The sequence below is a fragment of the Methyloversatilis universalis EHg5 genome, assembly GCF_000378945.1.
Classification (GTDB): domain Bacteria; phylum Pseudomonadota; class Gammaproteobacteria; order Burkholderiales; family Rhodocyclaceae; genus Methyloversatilis; species Methyloversatilis universalis_A.
In genome coordinates, this window is record NZ_KB900539.1 from 1,709,096 (window position 1) to 1,729,853 (window position 20,758).

A 20,758-nucleotide genomic window follows, 5' to 3' on the forward strand; every position below is an offset into this window, starting at 1 on the left:
AAACCGGCAGGAGCCAAGAACATGGCAGCACTCGATCTGGAAGAACAGGAACAGCTTTCCGCCATCAAGTCCTGGTGGAACCAGTGGGGCAATGCCATCACCTGGCTGGTGATCGCGGTGTCTGCGGTCATCATCGGCCAGCAGGGCTGGAACTGGTACCAGCGTGATCAGTCGGTCAAGGCCAGCGCGATCTATGACGTGCTGCAGGAGGCGGCGCTGGGCGGCGATCTGAAAAAGACCCGCGAAGCGGCGGCCGAACTGACCGAACATTTCCCGGGTACCCAGTACGCGGCGCTCGGCGCGCTGCTGTCGGCCAAGATTCACGCCGAGAACAACGACACCCAGACCGCCCGCGCCCAGCTCGAATGGGTGAAGGACAAGGCGGCCGAAGACGTGGTGCGCGATCTGGCCCGGCTGCGGCTGGCCTATGTGCTGATCGAGGAACAGAAGTTCGATGACGCCGCCAAGCTGCTCGACGGCAAGGCCGAAGCGTCGCTGGAAGCCCGCTTCCTGGAGGCGCGCGGTGACCTGCACCTGATGCGCGACCAGCGCGACGAGGCGCGTGCCGCCTACCAGGCTGCATTGACCCGGATCGATGAGTCGGTCAAGGCCGGCGGCGACGCCGCTCGCATCGCCCAGCAGGGCATCCGCAGCGTGGTCGAAATCAAGCTCGACGCGGTCGGAGGCAAGCAGTGAAAAGATTTCCGGCCCTGATTCTGGTTGCCGCTCTGAGCTCGGGCTGCTCCTCGCTTTCGCTCGACAGCCTGAATCCGTTCAGCGGCTCGAGCAAGGCCAAGGTGCCGCCGCTGGGCGTCATCAAGCCGACGGCCCAGCTGGCCGACGTGTGGCGCTACGGGGTGGGTCAGTCGGAGAACTTCGTGTTCGTGCCGGCGGTGGTCGGCGGCACCGTGTACGCGGCTTCGCGTGACGGCGTGATCGCACGTCTGGACGACGGCCGCCTGATCTGGAAGATCAACGCCGGCAAGAGCCTGTCCGGCGGCGTGGGCGCCAGCGACAAGCTGCTGGCGGTCGGCACCGAGAAGGGCGAAGTGCTGGCTTTCGGCACCGACGGCAAGCCCTTGTGGCAGGCCACGGTGACGTCCGAAGTGCTGGCGCCGCCGGAAGTGTCGGACGACATGGTGTTCGTGCGCAGCGCCGACAGCCGCATCCAGGCTTTTGCGGCGGCCGACGGCGCCCGCAAGTGGAATTACCAGCGCGCGAACCCGGCGCTCACGCTGCGCACCCACGCCGGCCTGATCAGCACGCCGTCGCTGGTGATTGCCGGCTTCCCGGGCGGCAAGCTGGTGGCGATCAACCGCAGCAACGGCTCGACCATGTGGGAATCGAATGTCGCGCTGCCCAAAGGCGCGACCGAACTCGAGCGGATTGCCGACGTGACCAGTCCGCCGGTGCTGGCCGGGCGCGAAGTGTGCGCCGCAGCCTTTCAGGGCCGGGTGGCCTGCTTTGAACTGAGCAGTGGCAACGTGGTGTGGTCGCGTGACATTTCGAGCGGCGCCGGCATCGACGTCGATACCCAGAATCTGTACATCAGCGACGACAAGGGCGCGGTGCACGCGCTGGATCGTGCCACCGGAGCCAGCCTGTGGAAGCAGGACAAGCTGGGCCGTCGCGGCCCCGGGCGCCCGCTGGCCGTGGGCGCCTATATTGCAGTGAGCGATGTGGAAGGTATCGTGCACCTTCTGCAGCGTGAGAATGGCGCTTTCGCCGCCCGCCTGAATGGCGACGGCAGCAGCATCGATGCGGCGATGCAGGCCTATGGCCGTGCTTTCATCGCCCAGACCCGGGCCGGCGGCGTGCGCGCGCTGTCCGCCCGCTGAGGATTACTCTTGAAGCCTGTTCTGGTACTCGTCGGACGCCCCAATGTGGGCAAGTCCACCCTGTTCAACCGTCTGACCAAGACGCGTGATGCGCTGGTGGCCGATTTCCCCGGCCTCACGCGCGACCGTCACTACGGCAACGGCCGTCTGGGCGACCGGCCTTTCCTGGTGGTCGATACCGGTGGCTTCGAGCCGACCGCACGCGACGGCATCATGGTGGAAATGGCGCAGCAGGCGGAACAGGCGATCGCCGAAGCCGACGTGCTGGTGTTCATCGTCGATGGTCGCGCCGGTCTGACCGCGCACGACCGCGAAATCGCGGCCCGGCTGCGCCGTGCCGGCAAGCCGCTGGTGCTGGCGGTCAATAAGGCCGAAGGCATGCGGCGCGAAATCGTTGCCGCCGAGTTCCACGAACTCGGTCTGGGTGACATTCACGTCATTTCGTCGGCCCACGGCGAAGGTGTGCGCAATCTGGTCGAAGAGTGCCTGGCACCCTTCCCGCTCGATCCGGAGGACGAGGAAGATCTGCGCGGCCCGAAGATCGCGGTGGCCGGCCGGCCGAACGTCGGCAAGTCCACGCTCATCAACGCGCTGCTCGGTGAAGAGCGCGTGATCGCCTTTGATCAGGCCGGCACCACCCGCGACGCGATCAGCATTCCGTTCGAGCGCGGCGGCAAGGAATACACGCTGATCGACACCGCCGGCCTGCGCCGCAAGGGCAGGGTGTTCGAATCGATCGAGAAGTTTTCGGTCATCAAGACGGTGCAGGCGATCGAGCAGTCCAACATCTGCATTCTGGTGCTGGATGCCACCCAGGAGGTGTCGGATCAGGACGCACACATCGGCGGTTTCATCGTCGAGAGCGGCCGTGCGCTGGTGCTGGTGATCAACAAGTGGGACGCGGTCGACAGCTACCGCCGGGAAATCTTCAAGCGCGAAGTGGCGCGCAAGCTGAGCTTCCTCGGTTTTGCCCGTCAGCTCTACATTTCGGCGCTGGAAGGGCAGGGCGTCAGCGGCATTTTCGGCGCGGTTGATGGCGCCTACGCCGCAGCCATGATCAAGCTGCCAACGCCGCGTCTGACGCGCGCGCTGCAGGCGGCGGTCGAGAAGCAGGCGCCCCCCAAGCACGGCCTGTTCCGGCCCAAGATGCGCTACGCCCACCAGGGTGGCATGAACCCGCCGGTCATCGTGATTCACGGCACTGCGCTGGAACATGTTTCAGACAGTTACCGTCGCTTCCTGGAACGCCACTTCCTGGAAACATTCAAACTTCAGGGTACGCCCCTGAGAGTGCAATTCCGTACCGCGCACAATCCGTTCGCGGCGCGCGACAAATAGGTCCGCATGCACGGGATCGAAAGCATGGCGCGCCGTGTCCGAAGCTGCGGTGCATCAGAAAATCCAGTACAGTTAAATTTCAAATAAACAAGAGGTGTTCCCATGAGCAACAAAGGGCAAATGCTACAAGACCCCTTCCTCAACACCCTGCGCCGCGAACACGTTCCGGTTGCCATCTATCTCGTCAACGGCATCAAGCTCCAGGGCCAGATCGAATCGTTCGACCAGTACGTCGTGCTGCTGAAGAACACCGTGACCCAGATGGTGTACAAGCACGCCATCTCGACCGTCGTGCCGGCCCGCCCGGTCAACATCCAGCACGAGCAGGGCGAGGGCAGTTGAGCCTGCGCCGGTCTTCCGTCATGAAAGCCCCCGCGGATGTTTGATCGTCCGTCGGGCGGGGAACGCGCGGTCATCGTCCAGCTCGATCTGGGTGCGGGCGACTACGAGAATCGTCTCGACGAATTCACGTTGCTGGTGCGCAGCGCGGGCGCTGAACCGGTTGCACGGGTCGGTGGCCGCAGGCAGTCGCCGGATCCAGCCACTTTTGCCGGCAAGGGCAAGGTGGCCGAAATTCTCGATCTGGCGAATGCCGGCGAGGCCGACATCGTGCTGTTCAACCATGAACTGTCGCCGGCTCAGCAGCGCAATCTCGAACGCGCGCTGCAGCGCCGGGTGGTCGACCGCAATGCACTCATCCTCGACATCTTTGCGCTGAGGGCACGCAGTCACGAAGGCAAGCTGCAGGTCGAACTGGCCCAGCTCGAACATCTGTCCACCCGGCTGGTGCGTGGTTGGACTCACCTTGAGCGGCAGAAGGGCGGCATCGGTCTGCGTGGCCCGGGTGAAACCCAGCTCGAAACCGACCGCCGGCTGCTCGGCGTGCGCGTGAAGGCGCTCAAGGAGCGTCTGGCCAAGGTCGAGCGGCAGCGCGGCGTACGCCGCAAGTCGCGTGAGCGTCGTGCCACGCCGGTGGTGGCGCTGGTGGGCTATACCAATGCGGGCAAGTCCACGCTGTTCAATGCGCTGACCAAGGCCGGCACTTACGCGGCCGACCAGTTGTTCGCCACGCTGGACACGACGTCCCGCCAGCTCTATCTGGGCGAGTTCGGTCAGGTCGTGCTGTCGGACACCGTGGGTTTCATTCGCGATCTGCCCCACACGCTGGTGGCCGCCTTCCATGCCACGCTGGAAGAAACTGCCGGCGCCGATCTGCTGCTGCACGTGATCGATGCTTCGGCGCCCGACCGCGACGCGCAGATCGAGGCAGTCGATCGCGTGCTGGCGGAAGTCGGCGCCGATGCTGTGCCGCAGATACGCGTGCTGAACAAGATAGATCTGATGCCGGCGCTGGCGCCCGGAGCCGATGCGGGGGGCTGTGATACGATCCAGACCGCTCGCGTGAGTGCCCGTACCGGCGCGGGTCTGGCCGGATTGCGTGCGGCGGTCGCGCAACGGCTGGTCGACGAAAAAGCCGCTGCCGCGCTGCGCAGACCGCCGAATGACGATCCGCGTGGCCTGCAGCTGGAACCCTCGGCCGATAGCGCACTCAGAGCCATCGCGACACCGGAAGCGGACGACGCCGGTGCATCCGGCGCCGACGAGGTGCCGCATGATCCTTCCATCCTTACCTATCCAGTCTGAACGTGCTCAATGCGATCTTGATGTCGCTGAACGATCCCCGCTGGGGCAATCAGGGCGGCAATGGCAACAAAGGCGGTAACCAGGGACCGCCCGATCTCGAAGATCTCTGGCGTGATTTCAACCGTCGACTGTCCGCGCTGTTCGGCGGCAAGTCCTCCGGTGACGGCGGCGGTGACAACCGCCCGCCGGTCGGTGCGCGCCAGTTCGGCGGCGGCATCGGCGTCATTCTCGGTCTGGTGCTCATCGTCTGGCTGGCCAGCGGCCTCTACATCGTGGATGCCAGCCAGCGCGGCGTGGTGCTGCGCTTCGGCAAGCTGCACGAAACCACCGAGCCCGGCCTGCAGTGGCGCCTGCCGTATCCGATCGATTCGCACGAGCTGGTCAATCTGACCGGTGTGCGCACGGTCGAGGTGGGCTATCGGGGCAGCGAGCGCAACAAGGTGCTGAACGAAGCGCTGATGCTCACCGATGACGAAAACATCATCAACATCCAGTTCGCGGTGCAGTACATCCTGCGCGATCCGGTGCCCTATCTGTTCCAGAACCGGCTGCCGGAAGAAACCGTCGTGCACGCGGCGGAAACCGCGATGCGCGAGGTGGTCGGCAAGAGCAAGATGGACTTCGTGCTGTACGAAGGTCGCGAGCAGATCGCGGTTGATGCACAGCGCATCATGCAGCAGATCCTTGACCGCTATCAGACCGGCATACAGATCAGCAAGCTGGTGCTGCAGAACGCACAGCCGCCCGAGCAAGTGCAGGCCGCCTTCGACGATGCAGTGAAGGCCGGTCAGGATCTGGAGCGTCAGAAAAACGAAGGTGAGGCGTACAAGAACGACGTGCTGCCCAAGGCCCAGGGTACGGCTTCCCGACTGCTCGAAGAGGCGAATGGCTACAAGCAGCGCATCATCGCCAGCGCGGAAGGTGATGCCAGCCGCTTCAAGCAGGTGCTGAGCGAATACGTGAAGGCACCGGAAGTGACGCGCCAGCGCATGTACATCGACACCATGCAGCAGATCCTGACCAACACCAGCAAGGTGATGGTGGACACCAAGGGCAGTGGCAATCTGCTCTATCTGCCGCTGGACAAACTGATGCAGCACGCAGGCGGGCCGGCAGATGCTGCGGCCGCACGTCCGGCCGAGCCGGTCACCCTGCCGCCGCTGAACGAAGCACCGGTGTCCGATACGCGTGGCCGTGACGGTCTGCGTTCGCGCGATCGGGGAGAACGTTGATGAAGGAAAAGCTTCCGCTGATTCTGGGCGGCCTCATTCTGGCCGCGATAATCGCCTCGACCTCGCTGTTCACGGTCGATCAGCGCCAGTACGCCATCGTTTTCCAGCTCGGTGAAGTGCGCAAGGTGATCGAGGATCCGGGCCTGCACTTCAAGTGGCCGCTGGTGCAGAACGTGCGCATGTTCGACCGCCGCATCCTGACGCTGGACAGTGCCGATCCCGAGCGCTTCATCACGTCGGAAAAGAAGAACGTGCTGGTCGATCTGTTCGTGAAATGGCGCATCACCGACGTGAAGCAGTACTACGTGTCGGTGGGCGGCAACGAACGTCTGGCCGAAACCCGCCTGCTGCAGACGGTGAATGCCGGCCTGCGCGAGGAATTCGGCCGCCGCACCGTGCATGAAGTGGTGTCCGGCGAGCGCGACAAGATCATGGAAGACATGCGCAGCAAGGCCAATGTCGATGCGGTCAAGATCGGCGTCGAGATCGTCGACGTGCGACTGAAGCGGGTCGATCTGCCGAGCGAAGTGTCGGAATCGGTCTATCGCCGCATGGAAGCCGAGCGCAAGCGGGTGGCCAACGAACTGCGCTCGCTGGGTGCCGCCGAGGCGGAGAAGATCCGTGCCGACGCCGACCGCCAGCGTGAGGTCATCGTGGCCGAAGCCTATCGCGAGGCGCAGAAGATCAAGGGTGAAGGCGATGGGCGTGCGGCTGCCATCTATGGCGACGCTTTCGGCGCCAACCCCGAGTTCTATGCCTTTTACCGCAGCATGGACGCGTACCAGAAGAGCTTCCGCAGCAAGGGTGATGTGCTGGTGCTGGAACCGAATGCCGACTTCTTCCGCTACATGAAGGGCGGGCCGCGGCCGGCAGCCAAGTAAGTCATCGGGGCACGGCCCGCGGACGTGCGGTATAGTCCACGGGTTGTTCCTTCGGGAACCGTATTGAAGGCAACAGCCCGCTCTGCGGGCTGTGCTTTTTTGTTGATGGAATCAATACTGCTCGTAGCGGTGGGGCTCATGCTCGTGATCGAGGGTGTGCTCCCCTTTGTCGCGCCCAGACTGTGGCGCGACACCTTCCGGCGGGCGACCGAACTGGCTGATGGCCAGTTGCGTTTCGTCGGCCTGACTTCAATGATCATCGGTATCGCGCTGATCGCGCTGTTCAAGTAATGCGTCGCTGGCTGCTTCCTGAATCCATCGAAGATCTGCTGCCCGCCGAGGCACGCCAGGTCGAACATCTGCGCCGCGGACTGCTGGACGAGTTCGCGCTGCATGGCTACGAGCTGGTGGCGCCGCCGCTGGTCGAATACATCGAGTCGCTGCTCACCGGCAGTGGACGCGACATGGACCTGCGCACCTTCAAGCTGGTGGATCAGCTGTCGGGTCGCACCATGGGGCTGCGGGCCGACATTACGCCGCAGGTCGCGCGCATCGATTCGCACCTGCTCAACCGCAACGGCGTGGTGCGCCTGTGCTACTGCGGTTCGGTGGTGCATGCGCTGCCGGCTGGCTTCAACGCTACCCGCGAGCCGATACAGCTTGGCGCCGAACTGTACGGGCACGCCGGCATCGAGGCGGACCTGGAAATGGTGCAGCTCCTGTTGCGCGCGCTCGAGGCGGCTGGCGTGCAGCCGGCGCGCATCGACTTCGGCCATGTCGGCGTTTTCCGCGCACTTGCGGCGCGCCTCCAGTCGCCCGCGCTGCGTGGCGAGGACGGTCAGCAGGATCTGTTCGTCGCGCTGCAGACCAAGGATCTGCCGTCTCTGCGTGAGCTGCTTGCGAATGAGCCGGCCGAGGTGCGCGATGCCTTCCTGGCGCTGCCCGGGCTGTATGGCACTTCGGATGTGCTGTCGCGCGCCCGCGCCATGCTGCCGGATCTGCCGGAAGTGCGCGCCGCACTTGATGCGCTGGAGCACATCGCCGCGGCGGTCGATCCGGCGGTGGCCGGTTTCGATCTGGCCGATCTGCGCGGCTACCATTATCACAGCGGCGTGAGCTTTGCCGCCTATTGCGCCGGTCAGGCACAGGCCATCGCCTTCGGCGGTCGCTATGACGAAGTGGGGCAGGCTTTCGGCCGTGCCCGCCCGGCCACCGGTTTCAGTCTGGATCTGCGCCAGCTGGCACAGCTTGCACCGGCGCTCGAGTCGCGCACCGGCATCCTCGCGCCATCGAACTGTGATGCGGTCTTGCGCGCGCGGGTTGCTGCACTGCGTGCCGAAGGCGAAATCGTGATTACGGCGCTGCCTGGCCACGATGAAGATATGCAGGAACTGGCATGCAGTCGCCAGCTGGTATTCGTTGAAGGTGAGTGGCAGGTGAAGCCGCTCGAAAGAAAGGTTTGAGCATGGCAAAGAACGTGGTGGTCATCGGCAGCCAGTGGGGCGACGAGGGCAAGGGCAAGGTCGTCGATTGGCTGACCGATCACGCGCAAGGCGTCGTCCGTTTCCAGGGCGGTCACAACGCCGGTCACACGCTGGTGATCAAGGGGCAGAAGTACGCGCTTAACCTGATCCCGTCCGGCATCATGCGCGACGGCGTGGCCTGCTACATCGGCAATGGCGTGGTGCTGTCGGCGTCCCATCTGCTGTCGGAAATCGACAAGCTGGAAGCGGGTGGCATCGAAGTGCGGTCGCGCCTGAAGGTGAGCGAAGGCTGTCCGCTCATCCTGCCGATCCACAGTGCGGTCGACCTGGCGCGCGAGGAAGCGCGCGGCGGCGCCAAGATCGGCACCACCGGCAAGGGCATCGGCCCGGCCTACGAAGACAAGGTGGCGCGCCGTGCGCTGCGCGTGTTCGACCTGTTCCAGCCGGAGCGCTTTGCCGACAAGCTGCGCGAGGTGATGGATTTCCACAACTTCATGCTGGAAAAGCAGCTCGGCGCCAAGCCGGTAGACTACCAGCAGACCCTGGACGAAGCGCTGGCGCTGGCGCCGAAGCTCAAGCCCATGGTGGCCGACGTGTCGGCGCTGCTGCATGCGGCCCACAAGCGCGGCGACAACCTGCTGTTCGAAGGTGCGCAGGGCACGCTGCTGGACGTCGATCACGGCACCTATCCGTACGTCACGTCGAGCAACTGCGTGGCCGGTGCGGCCAGCGCGGGCGCCGGTGTCGGGCCCGGCATGCTGCACTACGTGCTGGGCATCACCAAGGCCTACACGACCCGGGTCGGTTCAGGCCCGTTCCCGAGCGAGCTGCCGATCGAGGAAGAAGGTTCGGTGGGTTACCACCTGTCTACCGTGGGCCACGAGCGTGGCACGGTGACCGGTCGTGTCCGTCGCTGCGGCTGGTTTGATGCCGCCGCGCTGCGTCGCTCGATCCAGATCAATGGCGTGACCGGCCTGTGCCTGACCAAGCTCGACGTGCTGGACGGCATCGACGAACTGCAGATCTGCACCGGCTACCGCGTCAATGGCGAAGTATCCGATCTGCTGCCGCTGGGTTCCGAGCGCGTCGGTGCCTGCGAGCCGATCTACGAAACGATGCCCGGCTGGAGCGAAACCACGGTGGGTGCGAAGCGGGTGGATGATCTGCCGGCGAATGCACGTGCCTACATCGCACGCATCGAGGCACTGTGCGAAGTGCCGGTGGACATGATTTCCACCGGTCCCGATCGTGAAGAAACCATCGTGCTGCGCCATCCGTTCGCGTGAGCGTTGCGCTTCACACGTGCCGCGCGCCCTGCAAGGGGCGCGCGGTTTTATTTGTTCTGGCGGCAGCAGAAAACAAAAAAGCCGACATTTCTGTCGGCTTTTCTGCTGGCTTGTTTGGTGCCCAGGAGAGGACTCGAACCTCCACACCTTGCGGCACTAGTACCTGAAACTAGCGCGTCTACCAATTTCGCCACCTGGGCTAGAGGCTGCGCATTTTATACTAGGCTCTACGATTGTCAAGAGAAAACGAGAAAAAAGTGAAACCGAGCAAGATTCGCCGTGCGGATCCCTTCTTTGAGCGTGAAACCGCACGCTATGAAAACCCGCTGCCGAGCCGCGAGTACATCGTGCAAGTGCTTGAACAGGCAGCGGTTCCGATGACTGCGGACGAGCTGGTTCATGCGCTCGACATCGAGCCGCACGAGCGCGACTACTTCGTGCGCCGTCTGGCCGCGATGGAGCGCGAGGCGCAGCTGATGCGCAACCGGCGCGACGCCTACATCATTCCCGACAAGGCCGACCTGATCGCGGGCCGGGTCGATGGTCACCCGGACGGCTTCGGCTTCGTCATCGTCGGTGACGACAGGACGCCGCCAGGTGCCAAGGCCGATCGCAAGGACATCTTTCTGAGCGCGCAGGAAATGCGCAGCGTGCTGCACGGCGACCGCGTGCTGGTGCGCATCAGCGGCACTGATCGCCGCGGCCGTCCTGAAGGCAAGGTGGTGGAGGTGACCGAGCGCGCCAATACCCGGCTGATCGCGCGCGTTGTCGAGGAGCACGGCGTGCAGTTCTGCATCGCCGAGAACCGCCGCATCCGCCAGCAGATCGTGCTGGCCGCGCCCGAGAAGGGGAAGCGGGCGCCCAAGGCCACCGCCGGTGCGGTGGTCGAGGTGGAACTGATCGAACAGCCGACCCGCTATACGCCGCCCATCGGCCGCGTGGTCGAGGTGCTGGGCAACTACGGCGACTCCGGCATGGAGATCGAGATCGCGCTGCGCAAGCACGACATGCCGCACGAGTTCTCGCCCAGGGTCTTGGCCGCCACCAAGCGGCTGCCGGACGAAGTGCGCGAGAAGGACCACGCCGGCCGCGTCGATCTGCGCGAACTGCCGCTGGTCACCATCGACGGCGAAACCGCGAAGGATTTCGACGACGCGGTGTATTGCGAGAAGCAGGGCAGGGGTTTCCGGCTGGTGGTGGCGATCGCCGACGTCAGTCACTACGTGAAGCCGGGCACCGCGCTGGATGAGGAGGCCTTCGAGCGCGGCAACTCGGTGTACTTCCCGCGCCGGGTGATCCCGATGCTGCCGGAAAAGCTGTCCAACGGCCTGTGTTCGCTGAACCCGGAAGTCGATCGCCTGTGCATGGTGTGCGACATGGACGTGTCGGCGGCCGGCGTGATCCAGCGCTACCGCTTCTACGCCGCGGTGATGAACTCGAAGGCGCGTCTGACCTACACCGAAGTCGCCGCGGCGATTTACGACAAGGACGCCGACGCGCGCAAGCGGCTCAAGCCGCTGCTGCCGCGTCTGGAGGCGCTGGACGCGGTGTTCCGCGCCTTCGCCAAGGCACGGGCCAAGCGCGGTGCGATCGACTTCGAAACGGTCGAGACGCAGATGCTGTTCAACGACGCCGGCAAGATCGAGCGCATCGTGCCGTATGCGCGCAATGACGCGCACCGGCTGATCGAGGAATGCATGCTGGCGGCCAACGTCTGCGCGTCGCGCTTCCTGGAGGAGAACGGCCAGCCCACGCTGTACCGGGTGCATGAAGGCCCGAGCGAGGACCGCCTGCAGAAGCTGCGTGCCTTCCTCGGCGAGTTCGGCTTCCAGCTCGGCGGTGGCGACAAACCGCACGCCAAGGATTACGCCGCGCTGCTTGAGCTCATCGGCGACCGGCCGGACCGCCAGCTGCTGCAGACCGTCATGCTGCGCTCGCTGCGCCAGGCCATCTACAGTCCGGACAACGTCGGCCACTTCGGTCTGGCGTATGAGGCCTACACCCACTTCACGTCACCGATCCGCCGCTACCCCGACCTGCTGGTGCATCGCGCGATCAAGGCGGTGCTGGCGAAGAAGAAGTACGAACCGGGCGACTGGTCGGACATCGGCCTGCACTGCTCGACCACCGAGCGGCGTGCTGACGAGGCCAGCCGTGACGTCACCAGCTGGCTGAAGTGCTACTTCATGCAGGACCGCGTCGGCGAGGAATTCGAAGGCAGCGTGTCGGCAGTGGTGCCGTTCGGGCTGTTCGTTGCGCTCGATGACGTGTTCATCGAAGGTCTGGTGCACATATCGGATCTGGGTGCCGACTATTTCCACCACGACGAAGGCAAGCACCGGCTGGTCGGCGAGCGCAGTGGCCGCATCTACCGTCTGGCCGATCGCATCCGCATCCAGGTGGTGCGGGTCGATCTGGACAACACGCGCATCGACTTCCGTCTCGCTGGCGGTGGCGAACGCGATTTCGGCCGCATCCCGCAGGCTGCGCTGCTCAAGCCCAAGGCAGGGCCGACCGGGCCTGCCTCCCGCCGTCGCGTGACGGCGGAGGCTGCGCGCACCTCGTCTTTCGAAGACAATGCGCGCCCCGCGAAGAAGGCGGCTGCGCCGGATCAGGCTGCATCGACCTCAGGCCGCAAGGCGGACCGGGCGGATGACGGTGATGCGGCGCCCCGCAGCCGAGGTAAGGCCTCCGCTGGCCGGACCGGCGGTAAGGCTTCGGCGCCCGCCCCGGTGAAGGCAAAGAAGGCGGCCGCGAAAAAGACGTCTTCAAAGAAGGCTGCGAACGCAAAGGGTGCGGGCAAGAAAAGTCCGGCCACGAGTGGCGCAGCGAAGAGCGAGGTCGCGAACAACGGGGCTGCGAAGACCGCTCCGGCCACGAAGATCCTGGCCGGGAAGGGTGCAGCCGGAAAGACCGCCGCGAAGAAAAGCGCGCCGGGCAAGAGCACAGGAAAGAAGACTGCAGTGAAAAAAGCGCCGGCGAAGAAAACGACCGCCAAACCGACCCCCTCGCGCAGCGCGAAGACCGCCGCTCCGAAGCGGAGAATCCGCGAATGAGCGATACCCGCTACATCTTCGGTTTTCACGCGGTGACCGCCAAGGTGCGTCACGCGCCGGACGCGGTGAAGGAAGTGTTCATTTCCACCGCGCGTCAGGACGGTCGCATGCGCGACCTGATACGCGCGGTCGAGGCGGCGGGCGTCAAGTGGGTGCAGATGGAGCCGGCCCGGCTCGACGGTCTGGCTGGCGGCGCCGCCCGTCACCAGGGCGTCGTGGCGCGCGTGCTGGCGCAGATTCCCTACCGGTCGCTGGACGACGTGCTCGATACGCTGTCCGAGCCGCCGCTGCTGCTGGTGCTTGACGGCATTCAGGATCCGCACAACCTTGGCGCCTGCCTGCGGGTGGCGGACGCCGCCGGTGCGCACGCGGTGGTGGCGCCGCGCGACCGTGCGGTCGGCCTGAACGCGACCGCGATCAAGGTGGCCAGCGGTGCGGCCGACACCGTGCCCTATGTCACGGTGACCAATCTGGCGCGCAGCCTGCGCGAGATGAAGGAGCGCGACATCCTCACCGTCGGTGCCGCCGGCGAGGCCGACCAGTCCATGTATGCGCTGGATCAGTCCGGCGCGGTGGCCTGGGTGCTGGGCGCCGAAGGTGACGGCATGCGCCGGCTCACGCGCGAAACCGTCGATGTGCTGGCGTCCATCCCGATGCACGGCACGGTCGAAAGCCTGAACGTGTCGGTGGCCAGCGGCGTCTGCCTGTTCGAGGCACGGCGGCAGCGCACCGCACGGGCGGGCTGAGCACGGCTTGTAAGAACCAGGGCCCGCACGCTATACTCGTGAGCTTACCTTGCCTCACCGGATTCGCATGCCGGGAGGTGTAACCGCCGGACAGGCTCGTGTTTGTCCGGCACTGAACCGCAAGGAGATTACATGCGACATTACGAAGTGGTTTTCATCGTCCATCCGGACCAGAGCGAGCAAGTGCCCGCCATGGTCGAGCGCTACCGTACGCTGGTCACCGGCCGTAACGGCAGCATCCACCGTCTGGAAGACTGGGGTCGCCGTCAGCTGGCCTACCCGATCCAGAAGGTGCACAAGGCTCACTACGTGCTGATGAACATCGAGTGCGACGGCGAAACGCTGGCCGAACTCGAGCACGCCTTCAAGTTCAATGACGCCGTTCTCCGCCACCTCACCATCAAGATGCGCAAGGCTGTCGTCACGCCGTCGCCGATGATGAAGGAAGAGAAGTCGCGTTCGCTGCTGGCACCGGCTGCTGAAGCCGCTGCCCCGGCCGCGGAACAGCCGGCAGCTTGACCGAAGGGCAGGGCGCGACCAGCCCGGCGACCAACAGCTTCACGCTGGCCGCCACGCTGATCGAGCGCGATGCACTGAGACAGACCCCGGCCGGCGTGCCGATTCTGCGTGGATGCCTTGAGCACTTCTCGCAGCAGATCGAAAACGGTGCGCCACGCGAAGTCAGGTTTGAAACCGATTTCGTGCTGCTGGGAGATCTGGCAAGGCTGCTCGCACAGGCCCCGCTCGGAACGTCGTTGATCGCGCAAGGATTCATGGCCGCCCGCAGTGCGAAAAGCAGGCAGGGCGTCATGCACATAAACAGTATCGAATTCGTGACCTCGGGCAGCTGAGCCCGGCGTCGCAACAGTGGAAGGAAACCACCATGGCTTTCAGACCGAAGAATGGCAAGAAGAAGGACGATCGCGGCTCGCGCAGCATGTTCAAGCGCCGCAAGTTCTGCCGCTTCAGCGCCGAGAAGATCGAAGAGATCGATTACAAGGACGTTGAAATCCTGAAGGACTTCATCTCCGAAAACGGCAAGATCATGCCGGCCCGCCTGACCGGCACCCGCGCCGGCTACCAGCGTCAGCTGTCGACCGCCATCAAGCGCGCTCGCTTCCTGGCCCTGATGCCTTACACCGACCTGCACCAGTAATCGAGGGAGACGACCATGCAAGTAATCCTGATGGACAAGGTCGCCAAGCTCGGCGATCTGGGCGATGTGGTGAAGGTGCGTGACGGTTACGCCCGCAACTTCCTGATCCCGACCGGCCGCGCCAAGCGCGTCACCCCGGAAAATCTGGCGGTTTTCGAAGCCCGCCGCGCCGAACTGGAAAAGGCTGCCGCCGAACGTCTGGCCGCTGCCAAGACGGTCGCCGAGAAGCTGGAAGGCTTCACCGCCCAGATCACCCGCAAGTCGGGTGTTGATGGCCGCCTGTTTGGCTCGGTGTCGACCGCCGACATCGCTGAAGCGCTGGTTGCTCAGGGTTTCGCGGTGGACAAGGCCATGGTCCGCATGCCGGACGGCCCGCTGAAGGCGGTGGGCGATGCCCAGTTCGAGATCGCGCTGCACTCGGACGTGATCGCCAACGTCACCGTTTCGGTGATCGGCGAGCATTGATCGGCGGCCTTCGGGCAACGATCGGAAGGCCACCTTCGGGTGGCCTTTTTCGTTGACGGCCGGTGATGTGCCCGGGCGGGAGCCATCCGGTCATCCACCCACAGGAATCCCACAGCTTTTCCACAGCTTGTCCAGTTGTCCCGCAGCGGACGGGCGGCTAGATTGCAGGATTGCTTCCGGCGCCCAGCCGGCATGAACAGGACACCATGAGTACCGTGCGTAACCCACCCGGCGGGCAGGATGCCGCGCCCGCACCCGATCGCCAGATCGCGGCGCTGAAGCTGCCGCCGCATTCGATCGAGGCGGAACAGTCGCTGATCGGCGGCCTGCTGCTGGACAACAGCACCTGGGACCGCGTTGGCGACCAGGTGAACGAAGCCGATTTCTATCGCGACGACCATCGCCGCATCTTTCGCCATATCGCCCGGCTGATCGAAACCGGCAAGCCGGCCGACGTGGTCACCGTCTATGAATCGATAGAACGGGCGGACGAAGCCGAGCACACCGGCGGTCTGGCCTATCTGGGCGAAATCGCCAACAACACGCCGTCGGCCGCGAACATCCGCCGTTACGCGGAAATCATTCGTGAGCGGGCCATCCTGCGCAAGCTGGTGAGCGTCGGTGACGAGATCGCCGCCAGCGCGCTCAGCCCGCGTGGCCGCGACGCCAAGGTGCTGCTGGACGAGGCCGAGTCCAAGATTTTCGAGATTGCCGAAGCCGGCTCGTCCGGCTCCAGCGGCTTCGTCGCCATCCAGCCTGTGCTGGTCGAGGTGGTGAACCGTATTCAGGAACTGTACGACCGCGATGATCCGTCGGACGTGACCGGCGTGCCGTCCGGCTACGCCGATCTCGACGCAAAGACCGCTGGCCTGCAGGGCGGTGACATGATCATCGTGGCCGGCCGTCCAGCCATGGGCAAGACCACCTTCGCGCTGAACATCGCCGAGAACGTCGCGGTCGAGCTGGGCCTGCCGGTCGCCATCTTTTCGCTGGAAATGCCGGCCACCCAGCTGGCCATGCGTTTCGTGTCCTCGGTGGCGCGTATCGACCAGGGGCGGCTGCGTACCGGCCGTCTGACCGACGATGACTGGGGGCGGCTCACCATGGCGCTGGGCAAGCTGCACGAGGCGCCCATTCACATCGACGAAACCGGTGGCATCAATCCGACCGACCTGCGCGCCCGCGCGCGCCGGCTGTACCGACAGTGCGGCAAGCTCGGCCTGATCGTGATCGACTATCTGCAGCTGATGTCGGGCACGCGCGAAGGCGAGAACCGCACTTCGGAAATTTCGGAAATTTCCCGCTCCATCAAATCGCTGGCCAAGGAGCTGCACGTGCCCATCATCGCGTTGTCGCAGCTGAATCGCGCGCTGGAGCAGAGACCGAACAAGCGCCCGGTCATGAGTGACCTGCGCGAATCCGGCGCCATCGAACAGGATGCGGACATCATCATGTTCATCTACCGCGACGAGGTGTACAACCCGGACACCCAGGACAAGGGGCTGGCCGAAATCATCATCGGCAAGCACCGTAACGGCCCGACCGGTACCGTGGTGCTCGGCTTCCAGGGCGAACACACCAAGTTCGTGAACGCCGCCCGTCCCGGCTCCTACTGAGGTCACCGTGAAGCGCTGGCTGCCCCGTCTGGCCGTCATGCTGATCGTGCTTGCGGCAGTACTGGCCGGGGCCTTCCAGTATGGCCTGCATCTGCTGAGCGATCAGGTGCAGGCGGCGCTCGGACCGCGTGGCGAAGTCGGGCAGATCGAAGTCGGGCTGGACGCGGTGGTGCTGCACGGCCTGCGCATACGCGCCGAGCGTGAAGGTCCGTCGGCCTGGCCGGCCGAGGACGAGCTGCGGGCGGAGCGGGTGGTGGTGGTGCCGCAGCTGCGCGATCTGCTGTCCGCCCGGGTGCGCATCGCGCGCATCACGGTCGAAGGCGGCTATCTGTCCATGCTGCGTACCCGACAGGGGGCGCTGCAGGTGCTGCCGGCGCTGATCGGCCGGCCGGCCGACGAGGCCACCACCCCCTTGCCCGACATCCATATCGAGCAGATCGAATTGCGTGACGCGGCGCTCGATTTTTTTGATGCCAGCGTGCGCCGCACGCCGCATCGCCTGGCGTTCGAGGCGGTGAGCGCGGATCTGGGGCCGCTGGACCTGCCGGCGCTGGCCAGCGAGGCGCAGCTGCAGGTCGAGGGCACGGTGAGAGGGCCACGCGAGAACGGCCGCTTTTCACTGGAGGGCTCGCTGCAACCGTCCACCCGCGACATGAAATTGAAGTTCGCGCTGCGCGGCGCAGATCTGGTCGCGTTCCAGCCCTACCTGATACAGGCGGCGGAAACCGGGGTGAAGCGCGGCATGATGGATCTCGATCTGAGCCCGGTGGTGAAGGACGGGCGTCTGCATGCGCCGGGCCGGCTCACGCTGACCGGGCTGGAGCTGGCCTCCGGCAACACCTTCATGGGCATGCCACGGGCGGCGGTGGTCGGTCTGATGAAGGACCGCGATGGCCGCATCAGCGCCGATTTCACGCTGGAAGGCCGGCTCGACGACCCGTCGTTCTCGCTGAACGAGGGCTTGGCGACGCGCATGGCCAGCGGTGTCGCCGAATCGCTGGGTGTCAGTCTGGGCGGGCTGGTGCGCGGTGTAGGCAGTGCCGGCGCATCGGCGGTGAAAGGTGTGGGCGAGGCGGTGGGCCGGCTGTTCGGTGACTGAGCGAACGTCCGGCAATCAGCAGGGAGCGTCCGAATCCGGAATCCGGCTCAGCCCTGTTTCAGCACGTCCAGCGGGCCGGTTTTCAGCTGGGAACTGAGTTTCTGCAGCTCGGCCCGCATGCGGGCCACCGCGTCTGCCGGCAGCCCCGACTGTCGGGCCACTTCGGCGTGCACTTCCTCCGCCCGCTCGCGCAGTGCCCGGCCGGCATCGGTGAGCCGTATTTCCAGCGCCCTCTCGTCCATGCGGTTGCGGGAACGGGTCAGATAGCCGCTGGCTTCCAGGCGCTTGAGCAGCGGGGTGAGGGTGGGCGAATCCAGATCCAGCCGCTCGGCCAGCGCCTTCAGCGAAAGATTGTCTTCCTGCCATAGCACCAGCATCACCAGATACTGCGGATAAGTGAGCCCGATCGACTTCAGTCCGTGCGCGTAACAGCGCGTGATCGCGTGTGACGCGGCGTACAGCGCGAAACACAGCTGCTGGTCCAGCAGCATCGGGTCGATGAAGGTCATCCGGATATCCCCCGTTTATAGTCAGAGCACTTCGGCCGCGTGGTCGGCCAGACGCGAACGTTCGCCGCGTTGCAGCGTGACATGCCCGCTGTGCGGCCAGCCCTTGAAGCGGTCGACCACGTAGGTCAGACCCGAGCTGCCTTCGGTCAGGTAGGGCGTGTCGATCTGCGCGATGTTACCGAGACAGACCACCTTGGTGCCGGGGCCGGCGCGGGTGATCAGCGTCTTCATCTGCTTGGGCGTCAGGTTCTGCGCCTCGTCGATGATGAGGAACTTGTTCAGGAAGGTACGGCCGCGCATGAAATTGAGCGACTTCACCTTGATCCGGCTGCGGATGAGGTCCAGCGTCGCGGCGCGGCCCCATTCGCCGGAGCCGTTCGGGTCATCGGTCTTGTTCAGCACGTCCAGGTTGTCTTCCAGTGCGCCCATCCAGGGTGTCATCTTTTCTTCTTCGGTGCCCGGCAGGAAGCCGATGTCCTCGCCCACCGGCACGGTCACCCGGGTCATGATGATTTCGCTGTAGAGCTTGGTTTCCAGCACCTGGGTGAGGCCCGCCGCCAGCGTCAGCAGCGTCTTGCCGGTGCCGGCCTGGCCGAGCAGGGTGACGAAATCCACCTCCGGATTCATCAGCAGGTTCAGCGCGAAATTCTGTTCGCGATTGCGCGCGGTGATGCCCCAGACCGAATTCTTGTGGTGGCTGAAATCGATCAGCGTTTCCAGCACCGCAGTCTTGCCGTTGCGTTCGCGCACCCAGGCGTGGAAGGCCTTGTCCTGTTTCGGGCCGGCTTCCTTGAACACGAATTCGTTGATCAGCAGGTCGGGGCACAGCGGGCCCTTGACCCGGTACAGCGTGCGGCCGTTCTCCTTCCACGATTCGAGGTTGCCGCCATGCTCTTCCCAGAAGCCGTCCGGCAGCTCGCGCGTGCCGGTGTAGAGCATGTCGGTGTCTTCCAGCACCTTGTCGTTGAAGTAGTCCTGCGCGTGCAGCCCGAGCGCGCGGGCCTTGATGCGCATATTGATGTCCTTCGACACCAGGATGACCTGCCGGCCCGGATGGCGCTGGCTCAGGTGCATCACCACCGCGATGATCTGGTTGTCCGCCTTGGCGGTGGGCAGCGCGGTCGGCAGCGTGCCGTTGATCGCCTCGGTCTGCAGCAGCAGGTGGCCGCTGGCCAGATCGCTGGACGCAGCCGCCAGCGGAATGCCCTCAGCGATGCGCTCCTCGTCGCCACTGACGATCTCGTCCAGCAGGCGGCTGGCCTGGCGCGCGTTGCGCGCCACCTCGGTCATGCCCTTCTTGTTGTTGTCCAGTTCCTCGAGCGTCATGATGGGCACGAAGATGTCGTGCTCCTCGAAGCGGAACAGCGACGTCGGGTCGTGCATCAGCACATTGGTGTCGAGCACGAACAGCTTGGTGGGCGGGGCGGACTTGCGGGAGCGGCGGGCGGGTGCTGCGGCGGGGCGTCGGGTGGCCATGTGTCGTGAAATCTGGGTTGGATTCGCCGTTGGAAAGTCAGAGCGTGCGGATGAAGGCAAGCACTTCTTCCGCATGGCCCGGCACCTTCACGCCGCGCCATTCGCGCAGGATACGGTTGTCGGCACCTATGACGAAAGTGCTACGTTCCACACCGCGCACCTGTTTGCCGTACATATTCTTCATTTTCATGACGCCGAACAGCGCGCACGCGGTTTCGTCCGGGTCCGACAGCAGTTCGAAAGGCAGTTCGAGCTTGGCCTTGAAGTTCTGGTGTGACTTGAGGCTGTCGCGCGAAATGCCGACCACGGTGGCGCCGGCTGCCGTGAACTCGGCGTTCAGATCGCGGAAGGCGGCGCTTTCGGTGGTGCAGCCGGGGGTGCTGTCCTTCGGGTAGAAGTAGATCACCAGCGGCCGGGTGGCGGCCGACAGCGTGAAGTCGCCGCCGGTGGAAGGCAGGGTGAAGTCTTCGATCCGGGTGTCGCTCATCGGGTGTCTCCGTGCTCGATGCGTGGGGGACGGCGTCCGGACGGTCGGTCAGGGCGCCGCGTCGGGAAGGAGCAGGGCGGCCGCGACCGCGCGGCCTTCCGCGACAAGAATGTTGTAGGTGCGGGCGGCGGCCCGCGTGTCCATCACCTCGACACCGATGCCGGCATCGATCAGCGGACGCAGCAGTGATGGATGCGGAAACTGCTGGGTCGGGCCGGTGCCCAGCAGCAGGATCTGCACCTGCAGGGCCGCGATCTCGGCGAAATCGTCGGCGGTGAGCTGGGCCAGCGCGCTGCGCCCCCAGTCTTCGCGCAGGATGCCGGGCGCGATGAACACGCTGCGGGTGACGCGGCGCTCGCCGATCTGCAGGTAGCCATCACCGAAACCGGTGATCAGGGGAATGGTCGGGCGGGGCGTCTGATGCAGCTTCACAGGGGGCGTTGGC

The 20,758-nt window shown here is 65.0% G+C and carries 22 protein-coding genes and 1 tRNA gene; 18 read left to right on the top strand and 5 right to left on the bottom strand.

Features of this window, described 5'->3' with window-relative positions; genetic code table 11:
- The first annotated feature begins 21 nt into the window (after positions 1 to 21).
- From METUNV2_RS0107935 to METUNV2_RS0107980, 10 genes are all read left to right on the top strand, one after another.
- Entirely contained in the window at positions 22 to 696 is a 675-nt protein-coding gene (locus METUNV2_RS0107935) for a YfgM family protein (RefSeq protein ID WP_018228943.1), read from the top strand.
- A complete protein-coding gene (gene bamB, locus METUNV2_RS0107940) occupies positions 693 to 1,838 on the top strand; it encodes an outer membrane protein assembly factor BamB (protein WP_018228944.1) in 1,146 nt (381 codons plus the stop codon). The genes METUNV2_RS0107935 and bamB overlap by 4 nt, the downstream gene beginning before the upstream one ends.
- Positions 1,839 to 1,847: 9 nt before the next feature.
- Positions 1,848 to 3,176, top strand: a complete 1,329-nt coding sequence (der, locus tag METUNV2_RS0107945; protein ID WP_026187979.1) for a ribosome biogenesis GTPase Der — start codon at positions 1,848 to 1,850, stop codon at positions 3,174 to 3,176.
- Between the two features lie 102 nt (positions 3,177 to 3,278).
- The gene (gene hfq, locus METUNV2_RS0107950) at positions 3,279 to 3,518 is read left to right on the top strand and encodes an RNA chaperone Hfq (protein ID WP_008058977.1); all 240 of its coding nucleotides are present in this window, start codon (positions 3,279 to 3,281) and stop codon (positions 3,516 to 3,518) included.
- Positions 3,519 to 3,554: 36 nt separating this feature from the next.
- The gene (hflX, locus tag METUNV2_RS0107955) at positions 3,555 to 4,820 is read left to right on the top strand and encodes a GTPase HflX (protein WP_018228947.1); all 1,266 of its coding nucleotides are present in this window, start codon (positions 3,555 to 3,557) and stop codon (positions 4,818 to 4,820) included.
- A gap of 20 nt (positions 4,821 to 4,840) precedes the next feature.
- A complete protein-coding gene (hflK, locus tag METUNV2_RS0107960; RefSeq protein ID WP_018228948.1) occupies positions 4,841 to 6,052 on the top strand; it encodes an FtsH protease activity modulator HflK in 1,212 nt (403 codons plus the stop codon).
- Positions 6,052 to 6,933, top strand: a complete 882-nt coding sequence (hflC, locus tag METUNV2_RS0107965) for a protease modulator HflC (RefSeq protein ID WP_018228949.1) — start codon at positions 6,052 to 6,054, stop codon at positions 6,931 to 6,933. Before hflK ends, hflC begins: the two co-directional genes overlap by 1 nt.
- A gap of 105 nt (positions 6,934 to 7,038) precedes the next feature.
- Positions 7,039 to 7,224 carry a DUF2065 domain-containing protein gene (locus METUNV2_RS0107970; RefSeq protein WP_008058985.1) on the top strand — a complete coding sequence of 62 codons (186 nt, stop codon included), beginning with the start codon at positions 7,039 to 7,041 and terminating at the stop codon, positions 7,222 to 7,224.
- Positions 7,224 to 8,396 carry an ATP phosphoribosyltransferase regulatory subunit gene (locus tag METUNV2_RS0107975; protein ID WP_018228951.1) on the top strand — a complete coding sequence of 391 codons (1,173 nt, stop codon included), beginning with the start codon at positions 7,224 to 7,226 and terminating at the stop codon, positions 8,394 to 8,396. Before METUNV2_RS0107970 ends, METUNV2_RS0107975 begins: the two co-directional genes overlap by 1 nt.
- A gap of 2 nt (positions 8,397 to 8,398) precedes the next feature.
- Positions 8,399 to 9,703, top strand: coding sequence for an adenylosuccinate synthase (locus METUNV2_RS0107980; protein ID WP_018228952.1), 1,305 nt, complete (start codon positions 8,399 to 8,401; stop codon positions 9,701 to 9,703).
- A 115-nt stretch (positions 9,704 to 9,818) separates the two neighbouring features.
- Here the strand turns inward: METUNV2_RS0107980 and METUNV2_RS0107985 are convergent.
- Positions 9,819 to 9,903 (bottom strand) — tRNA-Leu (locus METUNV2_RS0107985).
- A gap of 57 nt (positions 9,904 to 9,960) precedes the next feature.
- Here METUNV2_RS0107985 and rnr point away from each other — a divergent pair.
- From rnr to METUNV2_RS0108025, 8 genes are all read left to right on the top strand, one after another.
- The gene (gene rnr / locus METUNV2_RS0107990; RefSeq protein WP_018228953.1) at positions 9,961 to 12,759 is read left to right on the top strand and encodes a ribonuclease R; all 2,799 of its coding nucleotides are present in this window, start codon (positions 9,961 to 9,963) and stop codon (positions 12,757 to 12,759) included.
- Positions 12,756 to 13,505 (top strand): 23S rRNA (guanosine(2251)-2'-O)-methyltransferase RlmB, encoded by a 750-nt coding sequence (gene rlmB, locus METUNV2_RS0107995; protein ID WP_018228954.1) that lies wholly within the window; start codon positions 12,756 to 12,758, stop codon positions 13,503 to 13,505. The genes rnr and rlmB overlap by 4 nt, the downstream gene beginning before the upstream one ends.
- Before the next feature lie 132 nt (positions 13,506 to 13,637).
- Positions 13,638 to 14,024 carry a 30S ribosomal protein S6 gene (rpsF, locus tag METUNV2_RS0108000; RefSeq protein WP_008058992.1) on the top strand — a complete coding sequence of 129 codons (387 nt, stop codon included), beginning with the start codon at positions 13,638 to 13,640 and terminating at the stop codon, positions 14,022 to 14,024.
- A complete protein-coding gene (gene priB / locus METUNV2_RS0108005; RefSeq protein ID WP_018228955.1) occupies positions 14,021 to 14,356 on the top strand; it encodes a primosomal replication protein N in 336 nt (111 codons plus the stop codon). Before rpsF ends, priB begins: the two co-directional genes overlap by 4 nt.
- A gap of 32 nt (positions 14,357 to 14,388) precedes the next feature.
- Positions 14,389 to 14,661: a 30S ribosomal protein S18 gene (gene rpsR, locus METUNV2_RS0108010; protein ID WP_008058994.1), complete on the top strand. Its 273-nt coding sequence runs from the start codon at positions 14,389 to 14,391 to the stop codon at positions 14,659 to 14,661.
- Positions 14,662 to 14,676: 15 nt separating this feature from the next.
- Positions 14,677 to 15,126 carry a 50S ribosomal protein L9 gene (rplI, locus tag METUNV2_RS0108015; protein WP_026187980.1) on the top strand — a complete coding sequence of 150 codons (450 nt, stop codon included), beginning with the start codon at positions 14,677 to 14,679 and terminating at the stop codon, positions 15,124 to 15,126.
- A 206-nt stretch (positions 15,127 to 15,332) separates the two neighbouring features.
- Complete coding sequence (gene dnaB, locus METUNV2_RS0108020) at positions 15,333 to 16,742, top strand: replicative DNA helicase (protein WP_018228957.1); 1,410 nt, start codon at positions 15,333 to 15,335, stop codon at positions 16,740 to 16,742.
- A 7-nt stretch (positions 16,743 to 16,749) separates the two neighbouring features.
- Entirely contained in the window at positions 16,750 to 17,841 is a 1,092-nt protein-coding gene (locus METUNV2_RS0108025; RefSeq protein ID WP_018228958.1) for a DUF748 domain-containing protein, read from the top strand.
- A gap of 47 nt (positions 17,842 to 17,888) precedes the next feature.
- Here the strand turns inward: METUNV2_RS0108025 and METUNV2_RS0108030 are convergent, their stop codons facing one another.
- Genes METUNV2_RS0108030 through METUNV2_RS0108045 form a run of 4 tightly spaced genes read right to left on the bottom strand, consistent with a single transcriptional unit; the run spans position 17,889 to position 20,745 of the window.
- A complete protein-coding gene (locus METUNV2_RS0108030) occupies positions 17,889 to 18,350 on the bottom strand; it encodes a MarR family winged helix-turn-helix transcriptional regulator (RefSeq protein ID WP_018228959.1) in 462 nt (153 codons plus the stop codon).
- A gap of 21 nt (positions 18,351 to 18,371) precedes the next feature.
- On the bottom strand, positions 18,372 to 19,826 hold the full coding sequence (locus METUNV2_RS0108035) for a PhoH family protein (RefSeq protein WP_018228960.1): 1,455 nt from the start codon (positions 19,824 to 19,826) through the stop codon (positions 18,372 to 18,374).
- 37 nt (positions 19,827 to 19,863) lie between these two features.
- Positions 19,864 to 20,313, bottom strand: a complete 450-nt coding sequence (locus METUNV2_RS0108040) for a peroxiredoxin (protein WP_018228961.1) — start codon at positions 20,311 to 20,313, stop codon at positions 19,864 to 19,866.
- A gap of 48 nt (positions 20,314 to 20,361) precedes the next feature.
- The gene (locus METUNV2_RS0108045; protein WP_018228962.1) at positions 20,362 to 20,745 is read right to left on the bottom strand and encodes an Mth938-like domain-containing protein; all 384 of its coding nucleotides are present in this window, start codon (positions 20,743 to 20,745) and stop codon (positions 20,362 to 20,364) included.
- Between the last annotated feature and the right edge of the window lie 13 nt (positions 20,746 to 20,758).